Source organism: Streptomyces caniscabiei, assembly GCF_014930365.1.
Classification (GTDB): domain Bacteria; phylum Actinomycetota; class Actinomycetes; order Streptomycetales; family Streptomycetaceae; genus Streptomyces; species Streptomyces caniscabiei.
Genome location: NZ_JABXWI010000008.1, coordinates 251640 through 265425, shown reverse-complemented (window position 1 = coordinate 265425; position 13786 = coordinate 251640). Strand labels below are relative to the sequence as shown.

Here is a 13786-nt window from a genome sequence, read left to right as displayed (position 1 = left end):
TTCGCACGCGTAGCGGCTCTCCGCACGGGAAACACGAGCGTCGGAGGGGAACGCGCCATCGCGTCCGCCTCAAGCAGCCGAGCCGGGGACGACGAGATGTCAACAGAGCCACGTAGGGACGACAAACTGCCTGCCGAGGAGATTTACGACAGCCACGCCGCCTTCGACGGAGAACTCGGCGACGTGACGGGGGCGCGTACGGCCGCGGAGGGGTTCCTGGGCGTCCTCTCCCGCACCTCGCCGCCGGCCGCTGTCGAGCACTGGGACGACATCCTGCTGGTGGTCACGGAACTGGCCGCCAACGCGGTGCAGTACGCCCCCGGACGGTTCGAGCTGACGATGCGCCGCACCCTGGACGGGGTGCATGTGACGCTGGGGGACACGAGCACGACGTCGCCCGCGCCGCGCCCCTTCCATCCCAGCAAGGGCGGCGGCGGTATCGGCTGGTATCTGATCCAGACGCTGTGCGAAGAGGTGAGCGTGGTGGTGCACGACCACGGCAAGGACGTCCACGTCTTCCTGCCCTGGTGAGAACGCTCGGGAGAACTCGGGCGCGCGCTCCGGCGGAGGCCCCGGTGGGGCCTCAGGCCAGCGGCACCAAGACGCTGATGGTCTTGCCGCCGGACGCGCGGCGCACGACGTCGACCTTGCTGGAGAGCCGGTTGATCAGCGGCCATCCGTAGCCGTTGCCCTCGTGGGCGCGGGGCAGCGCTCCGGGCCCGTGGAGTCCCACGGGCACGGCGGCGCTGTGGTCGCGCACGGCGAGGCGCACGCCCTCGGGAGTGAGGGCGACGTCGAACCCGGCGAGGCCGCCCCCGTGCCGGACCGCGTTGGTGACCAGTTCGGAGACGACGAGAATGAGATCGATCATCGACTGCTCGGTCGGGGGCCCGGCCGGAGAACGCCACCGCTCCCCCACGAACGCCCGCACGTGACGGCGGGCCGCCGCGGCGTTGGTGATGGCGACCGGCGGTCCCGGCGGCCGGGCGGCGGGCCCGTCCGCGGGAGCGGTGTCGTGGTGCACGAGCGGCTGGCGTTCCATCGATGTCATGTCAGATTCTGGGTCGACGGCTCGGGACAGCTGGGTTCGTCAGTGTTCATGAAGCGCCGCATACCCGCTCCCGCCCGGACCATGGCCGCCGAGATCTCCCGGGAGTGTCGTCCTCCCGTTCCCGCACAGCTCGGCGGTCGCGGTCGCCTGCGCGGCGGCGAGCTGGGCGCGGGCCGCGTCCAGGGCCCGGCGGACGTCGCGGGTGCCCGTGGACACACACAGCGTGTACGCCAGGTCCTGCGCGCGGCGAGCGCTCTGCGGGTCGCCTCGCTCGCCCTCGTGGGCGACGACCGACTCGTACTCCTCGACGAGCCGGCGCAGGGTCGCGGGGTGGGGCATCAGCATCTGTTTCGCTCCTGGGGGGGTGGTCAGACGGAGGGGGTGGTGCGGCCGAGGGCCTCTTCGCGGACGCGCGCGCAGCTGCGGCTGATGAGGCGGGAGACATGCATCTGGGAGATGCCGAGGCGGTCGGCGATGCGGTTCTGGGTCATGTCCTCGAAGAAGCGCATGTAGAGGATGGCCCGCTCGCGTTCGGGCAGACGCCGCAGCCCTTCCTTGACCGACTCGCGGTCCACGACGGTGTCGTAGGCCGCGTCGGGGGCGCCGAGGGTGTCGGCGAGGCTGTAGCCGTCGTCGCCCGAGGCCATCTCGGCGTCCAGGGAGAGCGCGCTGAAGCTGTCGAGCGCCTCCATCCCGGCGTGGACCTCTTCTTCCGTGAGGCCCGCGAGGGCGGCGATGTCGGCGACGGAGGGCTCGGTGGCGCCTCCGGAGGTCTGGCTGAGTTCGCGCCGCGCCACACGCACCTTGTTGCGGAGGTCCTGCACCCGCCGGGGTACGCGCAGCGTCCACATCCGGTCGCGGAAGTGCCTCTTGATCTCTCCGGTGATGGTGGGCACGGCGTAGCTCTCGAACGCCCCCCGTTCGGGCTCGTAGCGGTCCACCGCCTTGACCAGGCCCATCGCGGCGACCTGGCGCAGATCCTCCAGCGACTCGCCGCGGTTGCGGAAGCGGCCGGCGATGCGGTGCGCCATGGGCAGCCAGGCCCGGACGAGTTCGTCGCGGACGTGGTCGCGTTCGGGTCCCGCGTCCATCGCCGCGAGGCGGGCGAAGTCGGTGGCGGTGTCGGGGGCGTCGTCGTGCGTCCTCCTGTCGGGGGTACCGGGACGGACGGAGGTGCCTGAACCGTTTGCGGACACATTGACCAGCATGGGAAATCGCTCCTGAACGACGCTTTCAGGGACTTGTGGCGGGAAACGGTGGCGGGCGACCGGGGCCCTTGCGCGGAACACCGCTTCCGCCTAGGTGCCTCCTGCACGGAGGCGTGGAACTCCGATTGCCCCGCGACCCGGGAGGCAAACAACCGTGCGCGCATTCCCCGTGACGGATCGCCAGCTCCGTGATCCGCGTCACCCGGGACGGCGACGACTTCCGGCCAGAGTGGGGAGCGACACGGTCCCTTTCCCGAATCAGGGGGACTGACTTCGCGTTCGCGGGGCAAGCGTGGGATGGCAACAAGGCTTCGGGCGAGAGGGGTGGACAGCATGGCAGCCGTGACGGCAGGTACAACGGCCACGGCACGGGGGAGGGTCATGACGGACGGGGTGGACCTGCCCCTGATCGAGGACCCGTCACAGGTGAGGCCCAAGGATGCCCGGGAGATGTCCCGGCAGTTCTTCGACCGGCTGGCCATGTTGGACGAGGGCACCCACACCTATCAGTACGTACGCAACACGCTCATCGAGATGAATCTCTCGCTGGTGCGGTACGCCGCCTCCCGCTTCCGCGGGCGCGAGGACTCCCTGGAGGACATCGTCCAGGTGGGGACCATCGGGCTGATCAAGGCCATCGACCGGTTCGAGCTGTCCCGGGAGGTGGAGTTCACCACGTTCGCCGTGCCGTACATCGTCGGCGAGATCAAGCGGTTCTTCCGGGACACCAGCTGGGCGGTGCATGTGCCGCGGCGGTTGCAGGAGGCGCGGGTGGAGCTGGCCCGGGCGACGGACGAGTTGCAGTCCCGGCTGGGCCGGATGCCGACGACACGTGAGCTGTCGGAACTGATGTCGCTGTCCGAGGAGGAGGTCATCGAGGCGCGCAAGGCGTCCAACGGCTACAACACCTCCTCGCTCGACGCGGCGCTCACCTCCGACAGCGGCGAGGACGGCGACACCGTGCTCGGCGACCTCATCGGCGAGGAGGACCACGCGATGCAACTCGTGGAGGACTTCCACTCGCTGGCGCCGCTGATCGCCGAACTCGACGACCGTGAGCGGCGGATCCTGCATCTGCGGTTCGTGGAGGAACAGACCCAGTCGCAGATCGCCGAGCAGCTCGGGGTGTCCCAGATGCATGTGTCACGGCTGATCAGCCGCATCATCAAGCGGCTGCGGGCGGGCCTGCTGGAACCCGGAGTCGCCTGATCGGGGCCCGTGTGCCCGCGCGATTCGCGGGTATGCGCACGGGCGCGTCGCCGGGCGATGCGTCGAACTCGTGAACCGGGGCACCCGCCCCGGTCGGCACCCCCCATGGAGGCTCTCGTGTCCGTTGCCCACAACCCCCTGTCGATCAAGGTCGATCTGCCCCGGGCCGACGCCGTGCTGCTCACGATCGAAGGGGAACTGGACATCGACACGGCGACCGAGCTGCAGCATCATCTGGCGAACCAACTGCGGCACGGCCGACGGCATTTCCTGCTGGACGTGTCGGCCGTTCCCTTCATGGACTCGTCCGGCATGAACATCATCCTGCGGACCTATCAGGAGGTCCGGAAGATTCCGGGCGGTGTGTATGTGATCGCCCCGGCTCCGGCCGTACGACGGATACTCGACCTCACCGGCGTGAGCCTCACCGTGACCACGGTGGACAGCGTGGACGAGGCGCTGGCCGCCGTGGACTCCGGGCAGGTCGCCCCGCTTCCGGACGAACCGCCCACGCAGGAATAGCCGTCACCTCCAACGCACCGACGGGCACTGCCGCTTGGCATCATCCGCCGGCGCGGCGGCACATACCCATGGCCAATGGTTGTCGTTTGACAACTATGGCCGGAAGGCAACAGAGTGAACGTGGGGGCCGAGAGCGTGGAAAGGGTTGTGATGAGGCTGTCGGACCGGACCCGGGTCGGCGGCGGTCAGGCGCTCCGCACGTCGGTGGCGTCGCCCCCGTGGATCTGCGCCGCCGCGGCGTCGCAGAACGCCTCCAGCCCTTCCACCAGCGCGGTCCGTTTCGCGGCCGGCATCTGCTCCAGCACGGACCGCAGGGCGCGTTCGCGTCGGGCACGCAGGTCCACGAGGTACGACCGCCCGCGCCGGCTCAGCCGCAGACACAGCTCGCGCCTGCTGGCCGCGCTGGCGTGGCGCTCGACGAAGCCCACCGCCTCCAGCCGGTCGCAGAGCCGGCTGGTGGAGGGCGGTGTGGAGCCGAGGGCGTCGGCGAGCATCCGCAGGTTGATCCCGTCGTTGTGCTCCAGGATGAACAGCACACGGAGCTGGGAGGCGGACACCGGTGCCGTCGAGGCGCGTCCCCACACGACCTCCAGCAGCTCTGCCGCCTCGGAGGTCACACGCGCCACCTCGTCCGGCCGCGGGTTGGAGGAGGAAGTCACGGGACCACTCTTCCAGGCATCTCGAACACTGTCAGCTCTGGCAAGAATGGCGTATCCGACATCGTGAACAGATTCGTGGCAGCCGAACGAGCCCTTCGCTCCGCTGCTCCGCACCACCTGGTGGACGCTCTGAGCGACGTACTGGCCGACGACTGGTCGGCCCGGGACGTCGAGCTCTACCTGGCCGACTACTCGCTCACCGTGCTCCGGCCGGCCTCCGCGCGTCCGGACCCGCCGGACTCCCTGCCCATGCACGACGGCCCGGCCGGCCGGGCGTTCGGGGCGCAGGAGCCGTACGTGGAGAAACGCGCTGACGACCGGGTGGGGCTCCATCTGCCGGTCACCGTGCGCGGTGACCGGCTGGGCGTGCTGCGGCTGACGCTGCCGTCCGCCGCACAGGCCGAGGAATGCCTCGCCGAACTGACCGAGCTCGCCCAGGTACTGGGACACGAGCTGATCGTCGCGGAGCGGGACACCGACGTGTACCTCCGGGCGCGCCGCTCCAGCCGGCTGACCCTGGCGGCGGAGATGCAGTGGCAGCTGCTGCCGGGCCGCTCCTCCACCCGGGCCGAGTACGCGCTCGGCGGCCAACTGGAGCCCGCCTATGCCATCTTCGGCGACAACTTCGACTGGTCCTCCGACGCCGACCACCTGATGCTGTACGTCACCAACGGCATGGGCGAGGGCATCGAGGCCTCCCTGCTGACCCAGCTGGGGATCAACGCGCTGCGCAACGCCCGCCGGGCCGGCGTCCCCGTCGCCGAGCAGGCCGCCCTCGCCGACCAGGCCGTGCACGCCCAGTACGGCGGGGCCCAGCATCTGTCGGTGCTGCTGCTCGACCTGGACCTGGTCACCGGAGACCTGGAGATCGTCGACGCGGGCTCGCCCCGGATGCTGCTGCTGCGCGAGGGGAGCGTCAGCGCCGTCGAACTGGAGGCACAGCTTCCGCTGGGCATGTTCGAGGAGACCGAGTACACCGCTCAGCGCCTGCGGCTCGAACCGGGCGACCGGCTGGTCTTCGTCAGCGACGGGGTGTACTCCGTCGCCACACCCGGCGGGGAGGCGTACGGGGACCGGGCGCTGGCCCGCGCGGTCAACGCCACCCGGCTGCTGCCCGCCGCCGATGTCCCCGGCGCGGTGCTCAGGGAGCTCTCCGGTCACCGCGGCACCCCCGTGGCGGACGACGACGCGCTCGTGGTCTGTCTCGACTGGTTCGGCCGAGGGGGTGCCGACCGGTCGCACCGATGAACCAGCCCAGCAGTCGTTCCCCGGAGCGGGGAGGCGCCCCAGCGAGTGAGGAGAGATCCGTGCCGGAACAGGACACGGCAGACCGGCAGTTGACACCGACGCAGGAGGTGGCGCGGTTCCTGCGCGACCGCCAGGAACAGATCGCCCAGCGCTGGGCCGACGCCGCGCTGTTCCGCACCGTCTTCACCCACTCCCGGGACGAGGCGGTGGAGGCGGGCCGGGCCGTGGTGGACGCGCTCGCCGCCGTGGCCGCCTCGGACAGCGTGGAGGACGCGGAAGCAGGCGGCTTCCAGGTCGTCCGGGAGCAGCTGGCGCGGACGGCCGCCTCCCGGGCGCGGGCGGGCTCCACGGTCACCCAGATCTCCGCCGAGGTGGACGCGCTGCGGCCGCCGGTGACCGATCTGCTGCTGGCCGAGTTCGCCGCGGCGCCGGCGGTGCATCTGCGCGAGTGCACCACGACGCTGACGGTTCTGATGGGCACCCTGCGCCTGGTCGTGCTGGAGACCGCGCTCAACGAGGGCGAGGAGCTGATCCACCGGCAGCGGCTGCAGCTGATGGAGGTCGCCACGCCGGTGATCAAGCTGTGGGAGGGCATCGTCGCCGTCCCCCTGATCGGCACGCTGGACAGCGCGCGCAGCCAGGTGGTGATGGAGCGGCTCCTGGACTCCATCGTCGAACAGCACGCCCGGTTCGCCATCCTCGACATCACCGGGGTGCCCACCGTGGACTCGCTGGTGGCCCAGCACCTGATGAAGACCGTGGCGGCGGCCCGGCTGATGGGCGCCGAGTGCATCGTCTCCGGGATCCGGCCACCGATCGCGCAGACCATCGTCCACCTGGGCATCGACCTCAGCTCGGTGCTGACCCGCACGAGCCTCGCGGACGCCCTGGCCTACGCGCTCCGGCAGCTGGGCACGGACATCGTGACCCGCGACGGCGCCGGTTCGGGGCACAGGTGAGCGGCGATCTCTTCGCCGCACACGGCGGCCCGTCGTCGTACGGGGCGCCCGTCCCCGTGCTCAAGATCGGCCATGTGCTCCTGGTGTCGCTCCAGGGCGATCTGCACGACGGAGCGGCCGAGCAGCTCCAGCAGGACATCAGCGACACGGTCGCGCGCAGCGGAGCCACGGGTGTGGTGATCGACCTCTCCGGAGTGGAGATGGTCGACTCCTTCCTCGGCCGGGTGCTCGGCGACATCGCCGCCCAGACGAGCCTGCTCGCCGCCGGGACGGTCGTCGCCGGGATGCGTCCGGCCGTGGCGATCACGCTGGTGGAGCTCGGTCTGACCCTGCCGGGACTGCGCACCGCGCTCAGCACCGAGGACGCGCTGCGCCTCCTCGGCGAACCGGACCCGACCTTCCCCCGCCGCGTCCACGCCCGCCAGGAGAGTCCGTGATGCAGACCGCCGGCGGCATCTCCGCCTGCCTGCCGATCCACTCGGATCTCGATCTGGTGTGGGTACGTCAGCATGTGCGGCAGGCGGCCGCCCAGCTCGGCTTCGGTCTGGTCGACCAGACCAAGCTGGTCACCGCGGCCAGCGAGCTGGCCCGCAACACCCTGGTCCACGGCGGCGGGGGCCAGATGGAGTGCGCCCCGGTGGACCGGGGCGGCGCACGAGGACTGCGGCTGACGTTCAGCGACGAGGGGCCCGGCATCGCCGACCTCGACCAGGCCCTCCTCGACGGCTACACCTCCGGCGAGGGGCTGGGGATGGGGCTGGGCGGTGCCCGGCGGCTCGTCCACGAGTTCACGATCGACAGCCGGGCCGGGTCGGGGACCACGGTGACGGTCACGTCCTGGCTGTCGGGCGCCCCGCGCCCCCGCGAGGAGCGCTGATGCCACGGGTCTGGGAGGTGCCGGTGCACGACTCCACCCGGGTGCGCGACGCCCGGGTGGCCGCCGAGGCGGCCGCGGCGCGGGCCGGGCTGGACGCGGGCCGTGCCGCGGGCTGTGCGCTGGTGGCCACCGAGCTGGCGACCAATCTGCTCAAGCACGCCGGCGGCGGGCTGATACTGCTGGACGTCGTCTCCCGCCCCGACCCGGACCGGGCGGACGGTGCGGCCCCGATGGTGCAGATCGTGGCGATCGACCACGGGCCGGGGGTGCGCGACGTCGCGGGCGCGCTGCGCGACGGTTTCTCGACGACGTCGTCGCTCGGCGCGGGCCTCGGCACCTGCCGCCGGGTCGCCGACGACTTCGACCTGCACAGCACGGTCGGCCGGGGCACCATCGCCCTGGCCCGGCTCGGCTCCCGGCCGGTGCGCCGGCCCGCTCCGGCCTCCCCCGTCCCGGGCGTGCGGGCAGGCGGTGTCAACGTCCCCTTCGCCGGCGCGGAGTTCTCCGGCGACGCCTGGTCCTGGGTACGGGCGGGCGATCTCATCACGCTGATGCTGGCGGACGGGCTGGGCCACGGCCCGGCGGCGGCCCGGGCCTCCTCGGCGGCCGTGGAGCAGCTGTACCGGGCTCCCGAGCTGCCCCCGGCCCAGTTGCTGCGCCGACTGGAGGGCGCACTGCGCGACACCCGGGGCGCGGCCGTCGCCGTCGCCCAACTCGACCTCGCCGCCGGCCGGTTGCTGTTCTCGGGGGTCGGCAACATCGGGGCCAGGCTGCGCACCGGCGCGGACTGGCAGCCGTTGCTGTCCCGGCCCGGCATAGTCGGCGCCCACCGGGCCGCGCGTCTTCCGCAGCACGAGGCGGACTGGGGGGACGACCGTCTGCTCGTGCTGCACAGCGACGGTCTGCCCAGCCGCTGGAGCCCGGGGCCCGCCGCCCACAGCCCCTCCCTCGACCCCGCTGTGATCGCCGCCGTGATCGTGCGCGACGCGAGCAGCCCCGCCCGGCCGGTCCGCGACGACACCACCGTCGCCGTACTGAGCCCCTCCCCGCCGGACCGCCTCCCATGACCCGTACCTGGACCGTCCGTTCCGTCACCGACGCCGCCCGGGCGCGTATCGCCACCGCACGGCTGGCCACCGCGCACGGGGTGTCGTCCACCGACCGGGCGCGGCTGGTGTCCGTGCTCTCGGCGCAGCTGCGGCAGTGTCTGACCAAGGGCGGCGCGTGGCTGCTGACCGCGCGGGCCGTCACGGCGCGGCCCGGTGGCTGCCGGTTCCTCGTCGAGGTGACGTCGGCGAACCGGCGGCCGGGCGAGTACCGGCAGCCGTGGCGGCTGACGGTCGCCTGCTCGGAGGAGGTACGGCTGCCGGACAGCGAGCATGTGGCCGGTGATCCGACGACGCTCGCGGAGGCCCTGTTCGGAGCGGACGAGGACGCGGCGCTGCTGCTGGAGAAGCTCGACGAGAAGGAGGCGCTGGTCGCCTTCCACCGCGAGGAACTGCACCAGACCAACCAGGGCGTCCTCGCCCTGCACGCCGAGCTGGACGCGGCCGGGCGGGCGCAGCGCGAACTGTTCGCCGCCGAGCAGCAGGCCCGTAAGGAGGCCGAGAACGCGCGCGGCCGGCTCACCCTGCTCGCCGACGCCAGCGCCGCCCTGACCGCGTCGCTCAACCCGGACGCGATCGTGCGGCTGCTGCCGTCCCTGCTGGTGCCCCGGTACGCCCGCAGCGCCGACGTATGGCTGTTCGACGGGGAGGGCGAGGTGGCCGGTGGCGGTCCGCGTCCGGCCGCCGCCGTCGTCGCGGCTCGCCGCGGGCGGCCGCAGTACGCCGCCGACCATCCCGGTGAGCTGCCCGGGGTCGACGACCATCCGCCCTCGGCGCTCGACCCCACCCGGCCGCTGCTGTGCGTGCCCCTGGTGACGCGGGGCGCGCCCCTGGGCGTGCTGACGCTGTCGCCGCCCGACGACGAGCGCTGGGACGCCGACGACGTCTTCATGCTGATCGAGCTCGCCCGGCGGGCGGGGGTGGCGCTGGAGAACGCCCGGCGTTTCGAGCACAACCGCGACATCGCCGAGACCCTGCAACGGGCCCTGCTCACCGAGCTGCCCACCACGCCGGGGCTGCGGCTGGCCGCGCGCTATCTGCCGGCCACACGGGGCCTGAACATCGGCGGCGACTGGTACGACGCCTTCCGGCAGCCCGACGGCAGCCTGATCACCGTGATCGGCGACGTCACCGGACACGGTCTGCACGCCGCGGTGATGATGAGCCAGCTGCGGACCGCGCTGCGCGCGTACGCGGTCGACGGCAAGACCCCCGGCCAGCTCCTCACCCATCTCCATCTGTTCCTGCACCATCTGCAGCCCGACCTGTACGCCACGGCCGTCATCGCCCGGTTCCATCCGCACGAACCCACCCTCACCTGGGCCGCCGCCGGCCATCCGCCGCCGGTGCTGCGCTCGCCCGACGGGGGTGTGCGGATCCTGGACGCCAAACCCGGCGCGATGCTCGGCATCCCGCTGCATCAGGAGATCGCCGACCACACCGAGCCGCTGCCGCCCGGTTCGACCCTGGCGCTCTACACCGACGGGCTGGTGGAGAGACGCGCCCTGGGGATCGACCCGGGCATCGAACAACTGGCCACGGCGCTCGGCGGGCTCCCGTCCACGACGCTGGACGGGGATCTCCAGGAGTCGGCCGACCAGTTGCTCGCCCCTTTGCTGGACGAGGAGCACGAGGACGACGTCTGTCTGCTGCTCTGCCATGTGCACAGTGCCGCGGGACGCGTCACGGCGCACCTCAACTGACGCTTCCCCCCAGGGTCCGCAACACCTGCTCCACCCGGGCCCGTTCGGCCGGTGACAGGGCCGCCAGGGCGTCGCCGAGCCGCGCCGACAGGCGTTCGGTGACGTCCGCGAGGTACCGGTGTCCGCGTTCGGTCACCACCAGGCGGACCTCGCGCCGGTCGTCGAGCCGGGCCCACCTCTGCAGCAGTTCGGCCGCTTCGAGGCGGTCGCAGAGCCGGCTGGCGGTGGGCAGACCGACCCCGAGCCGCTCCGCCAGACCGGTCAGGTTCAGCTCGGGTACGCCGCGCACCGCGCGGAGCGCCAGTATCTGTCTCGGGGAGAGTCTCGGGGTGACCTCCTCCACTGCCGAGAACCAGAGCGGCACCAGGTTCTCCACCGCGTCGAGAACCTGCCGGTCGAAGTCGGCGGGGCCGGTCATGCGGGGGGCCTACCCGAAGCGCCCCGGACTACACGGCCGTATCCGCGCCCTCCGGCGGCGCCCGGACCTGCCGCCCGTCCCGCGCGAGCCGACCGGTGCCGCTACGCCTTGTAGGCCACTCCCCCGTACACGTCCGTCGGCTCCGGAGCGGTGCCCGGTTCGGGGCGCCACAGCGGGCAGGAGACGATGCCCGGCTCCAGCAGTTCCAGGCCCTCGTAGTAGGCGTGGAGCTGGCGGGGGCTGCGCAGGACGTAGGGGACGGCGCCGGTGTCGTCGTAGCCGTCCTGGGCGCGCTTGAGTTCGGCGTCGGTGTCCGTGCTGTCGTAGTGGACGAAGTAGCTGCCGGACGGCAGGGCGGCCTGGAGGCGGCGGACGATCTCCTTGGCCTCCTCGTAGTCCTGGATGTGGCCGAGGATGCCCATCAGCATCAGGGCGACCGGCTTGTCGAAGTCGAGGACCTTGCCGGCGGCCTCGAGGATGGTGTCCGGGTCGTGCAGGTCGGCGTCGACGTAGTCGGTGACCCCTTCGGGGGTGCTGGTGAGCAGGGCCTGCGCGTGCCGCAGGACGAGCGGGTCGTTGTCGACGTAGACGATGCGGGACTCGGGGGCGACCTTCTGGGCGACCTGATGGGTGTTGTCGTAGGTCGGGAGGCCGGTGCCGATGTCGAGGAACTGGCGGATCCCGCGCTCGCGGGCCACGAAGGTGACCGTGCGGATGAGGTAGACGCGGGAGGCGCGGGCCATCGTCTCGATGTTGGGGGCGATCTCGCGGTAGGCGTCGCCCGCCTCACGGTCGACCTCGTAGTTGTCCTTGCCGCCCATCCAGTAGTTCCAGATACGGGCCGAGTGCGGCACCGTGGTGTCGATCTTCGACAGGGCTTCCTGATCGGGGGTGGGGTGGCCTTCTGCCATGGGGACTCTCCTGCCTCACATCGCGTGGTCGTCGCTAACCTATCGTCAACTGCCGTGCTGCATCTCGAAGTTGGTGCGAGCGAGCAGCGGGCGCACGGATGGGGCCGCCGGGCTCACCGACATCGAGGGTCAGCACGGGTACGTGCTGGGCGAGGGTGCGGAACACCCGGGCGTAGGCGGTGGCCGCCTCGGTGACTTCCGACGTGGTCAGGTGGAGCATCGCTCCGTCGCGTTCGGCCACGGCGTCGGCGAGGTCCAGGGCCTGGATCCAGGTGACCCGGGAGCGGCCCCGGCGCAGCGGGCCGTGGACGAGTTCCGCGATGAGGTTGCCGTCGACGGCCAGGCGTCCGGGTCCGGCGAGGAGTTCGCGGCAGGGCAGGGCGGGGTCCAGGTGGTGCAGGGCGGACGGCAGCCGCCGGACCGCGAACCCGAGGTGAGCCAGCTCGGCGACCAGGCGGGTCCGGCCGTGCCCCTCGTGTCCCTCGACGATCAGGGTCCGGTACCGGGTGAGGGCGGGGATGGGGGACGCTGTCATCCCTTCCCTTCGGGGGTACGCGGGCGGGTGTCGGCCCTCCCGGGACCGGCTCCCGGCCCGGAGGTGCCCCCAGTCTGGGCGGGTCCGACCGACGACGGGAGTGCGCGTGCGGGTTGTCCGGTTGTGCGGGCGTAGTGACCCGGGTGACGGCTGCCGGTGGCACGAAGAGCACGGGGCGCAGCCCCTGCTCTTCAGGGGCGCGGGGCCGTGTCGACATGCGGCTCCGCCGCGGGGGCGCGAGAAGCCCCACCGAACCCGCACCCGCCGACGCACCCAAACCCCCGAGCTACTAGGCGATCAGAAAGTCCGCCTCCCCCGCCTTCGCCCCCTCCAGGAACGCCACCATCTCCTCCCGCGAGTAGACGAGCGCGGGGCCCTCGGGGTCGGTGGACTGCCGGAGGGCGACCCGGCCGTCGGGCAGCCGCTTGGCCTCGACGCAGGAACCGCCGTTCGTGCCGCTCCAGGGCTTGCGCCAGCCCTCCGCGCCGAGTTCGGGAGCGGGCATGCCGCTCGGGACGGGGCCGTCGGGTGTCCTTGCCATGTGTCACAACTCCTTGCGTAGTGCCGCCAGGATGTCCCTGGTCCGAGCCACCGGTTCCGCCTGCACGGACATCCGGTCCAGGACCTCCAGATAGGTCACGACGTCCACGGGCTGGTCGACGTACTGGGCGCCCGCGAGACCCTCGGTGTAGACGATGTCGGGGAGTTCGGAGAAACCGAACCGGAAGTAGTGGAAGGGGCCGTACGCCCCGGGGTGGGGACCGGCCGCGAACCGCATGATCTGGATCCTGACCTTGGGCCGTTCCGTCGCCTCGACGAGCCGGTCGATCTGCTGCCGCATGACCTCCGGGCCGCCCACCGGCCGGCGCAGCACGGTCTCGTCGAGGATGGCCCAGACGGCGGGCGCCTCGGGTTTGACCAGCAGGTCCTGGCGTCTCAGGCGCAGGGCGACGTGCCGTTCGACCTCCTCGGGGCTCGCGTTGGGGAAGCCGACCCGGATGAGGGCGGCCGCGTAGTCGTGGGTCTGCAACAGGCCCGGCACGTACTGGGGTTCGTAGAGGCGGATGACGGCGGCTTCGCTCTCCAGGCTCACGTACGCGCTGAACCATTCGGGCAGCACGTCGCGGAACTTGTGCCACCAGCCGGGCTGGTTGGCCTCGCGGGCGAGGGAGAGGAAGTCCTCGATCTCGTTGCCCAAGACCCCGTAGGTGCGCAGCAACTCCTTCACGTAGGGGATGCGGAGGCCGACCTCGGCCTTCTCCATACGGCGGACCGTCAGTGCGGTGACCTCGATGGCGCGGGCGGCTTCCTCGAAGGAGACGCCGGCCCGCTCCCGCAGCTGGCGGAGCCGTCTGCCGAGGACCATGCGCAGGACGGTGG

The 13786-nt window shown here is 71.9% G+C and carries 18 protein-coding genes; 9 read left to right on the top strand and 9 right to left on the bottom strand.

The window, feature by feature from the left end:
• Window positions 1-96 precede the first annotated feature (96 nt).
• The gene (locus HW837_RS23410) at window positions 97-531 is read left to right on the top strand and encodes an ATP-binding protein (protein WP_086799981.1); all 435 of its coding nucleotides are present in this window, start codon (window positions 97-99) and stop codon (window positions 529-531) included.
• Between the two features lie 52 nt (window positions 532-583).
• Here HW837_RS23410 and HW837_RS23405 read toward each other — a convergent pair whose 3' ends face one another.
• Genes HW837_RS23405 through HW837_RS23395 form a run of 3 tightly spaced genes read right to left on the bottom strand, consistent with a single transcriptional unit; the run spans window position 584 to window position 2259 of the window.
• Entirely contained in the window at window positions 584-1051 is a 468-nt protein-coding gene (locus HW837_RS23405; protein WP_193380216.1) for an ATP-binding protein, read from the bottom strand.
• 39 nt (window positions 1052-1090) lie between these two features.
• Entirely contained in the window at window positions 1091-1396 is a 306-nt protein-coding gene (locus HW837_RS23400; protein WP_093789049.1) for a DUF5133 domain-containing protein, read from the bottom strand.
• A 23-nt stretch (window positions 1397-1419) separates the two neighbouring features.
• Window positions 1420-2259 carry a SigB/SigF/SigG family RNA polymerase sigma factor gene (locus HW837_RS23395; RefSeq protein WP_045555565.1) on the bottom strand — a complete coding sequence of 280 codons (840 nt, stop codon included), beginning with the start codon at window positions 2257-2259 and terminating at the stop codon, window positions 1420-1422.
• A 381-nt stretch (window positions 2260-2640) separates the two neighbouring features.
• Here HW837_RS23395 and HW837_RS23390 point away from each other — a divergent pair, with 381 nt between their 5' ends.
• Both HW837_RS23390 and HW837_RS23385 read left to right on the top strand, forming a co-directional pair.
• The gene (locus HW837_RS23390) at window positions 2641-3468 is read left to right on the top strand and encodes an RNA polymerase sigma factor SigF (protein ID WP_045555566.1); all 828 of its coding nucleotides are present in this window, start codon (window positions 2641-2643) and stop codon (window positions 3466-3468) included.
• A gap of 117 nt (window positions 3469-3585) precedes the next feature.
• The gene (locus tag HW837_RS23385) at window positions 3586-3990 is read left to right on the top strand and encodes an STAS domain-containing protein (RefSeq protein ID WP_093789048.1); all 405 of its coding nucleotides are present in this window, start codon (window positions 3586-3588) and stop codon (window positions 3988-3990) included.
• A 185-nt stretch (window positions 3991-4175) separates the two neighbouring features.
• Here HW837_RS23385 and HW837_RS23380 read toward each other — a convergent pair whose 3' ends face one another.
• Window positions 4176-4649, bottom strand: coding sequence for a MarR family winged helix-turn-helix transcriptional regulator (locus HW837_RS23380; protein WP_234442416.1), 474 nt, complete (start codon window positions 4647-4649; stop codon window positions 4176-4178).
• A 63-nt stretch (window positions 4650-4712) separates the two neighbouring features.
• Between HW837_RS23380 and HW837_RS23375 the strand changes: the two genes are divergently transcribed.
• From HW837_RS23375 to HW837_RS23350, 6 genes are read left to right on the top strand one after another with little or no spacing between them, the layout of a single operon-like run.
• Complete coding sequence (locus HW837_RS23375) at window positions 4713-5897, top strand: PP2C family protein-serine/threonine phosphatase (protein ID WP_093789047.1); 1185 nt, start codon at window positions 4713-4715, stop codon at window positions 5895-5897.
• Between the two features lie 59 nt (window positions 5898-5956).
• Window positions 5957-6856 carry an STAS domain-containing protein gene (locus HW837_RS23370; RefSeq protein ID WP_193380215.1) on the top strand — a complete coding sequence of 300 codons (900 nt, stop codon included), beginning with the start codon at window positions 5957-5959 and terminating at the stop codon, window positions 6854-6856.
• The gene (locus tag HW837_RS23365) at window positions 6853-7293 is read left to right on the top strand and encodes an STAS domain-containing protein (RefSeq protein WP_045555569.1); all 441 of its coding nucleotides are present in this window, start codon (window positions 6853-6855) and stop codon (window positions 7291-7293) included. Before HW837_RS23370 ends, HW837_RS23365 begins: the two co-directional genes overlap by 4 nt.
• The gene (locus HW837_RS23360) at window positions 7293-7733 is read left to right on the top strand and encodes an anti-sigma regulatory factor (RefSeq protein ID WP_045555570.1); all 441 of its coding nucleotides are present in this window, start codon (window positions 7293-7295) and stop codon (window positions 7731-7733) included. Before HW837_RS23365 ends, HW837_RS23360 begins: the two co-directional genes overlap by 1 nt.
• The gene (locus HW837_RS23355; RefSeq protein ID WP_093789045.1) at window positions 7733-8800 is read left to right on the top strand and encodes an ATP-binding SpoIIE family protein phosphatase; all 1068 of its coding nucleotides are present in this window, start codon (window positions 7733-7735) and stop codon (window positions 8798-8800) included. Before HW837_RS23360 ends, HW837_RS23355 begins: the two co-directional genes overlap by 1 nt.
• Window positions 8797-10542: a PP2C family protein-serine/threonine phosphatase gene (locus tag HW837_RS23350; protein WP_045555572.1), complete on the top strand. Its 1746-nt coding sequence runs from the start codon at window positions 8797-8799 to the stop codon at window positions 10540-10542. Before HW837_RS23355 ends, HW837_RS23350 begins: the two co-directional genes overlap by 4 nt.
• On the opposite strand, the gene HW837_RS23345 is transcribed toward HW837_RS23350, so the two are convergent.
• The 5 genes from HW837_RS23345 to HW837_RS23325 form a co-directional block, all read right to left on the bottom strand.
• Window positions 10535-10960 carry a MarR family winged helix-turn-helix transcriptional regulator gene (locus tag HW837_RS23345; protein WP_193380213.1) on the bottom strand — a complete coding sequence of 142 codons (426 nt, stop codon included), beginning with the start codon at window positions 10958-10960 and terminating at the stop codon, window positions 10535-10537. The two genes, HW837_RS23350 and HW837_RS23345, sit on opposite strands and share 8 nt — an antisense overlap.
• A gap of 101 nt (window positions 10961-11061) precedes the next feature.
• Window positions 11062-11871 (bottom strand): SAM-dependent methyltransferase, encoded by an 810-nt coding sequence (locus tag HW837_RS23340; RefSeq protein WP_045555574.1) that lies wholly within the window; start codon window positions 11869-11871, stop codon window positions 11062-11064.
• 34 nt (window positions 11872-11905) lie between these two features.
• Complete coding sequence (locus HW837_RS23335) at window positions 11906-12406, bottom strand: hypothetical protein (protein ID WP_045555575.1); 501 nt, start codon at window positions 12404-12406, stop codon at window positions 11906-11908.
• A 289-nt stretch (window positions 12407-12695) separates the two neighbouring features.
• Window positions 12696-12947: a DUF397 domain-containing protein gene (locus tag HW837_RS23330; protein ID WP_045555576.1), complete on the bottom strand. Its 252-nt coding sequence runs from the start codon at window positions 12945-12947 to the stop codon at window positions 12696-12698.
• A 3-nt stretch (window positions 12948-12950) separates the two neighbouring features.
• Window positions 12951-13772 (bottom strand): helix-turn-helix domain-containing protein, encoded by an 822-nt coding sequence (locus HW837_RS23325; protein WP_045555577.1) that lies wholly within the window; start codon window positions 13770-13772, stop codon window positions 12951-12953.
• Window positions 13773-13786: the final 14 nt, after the last annotated feature.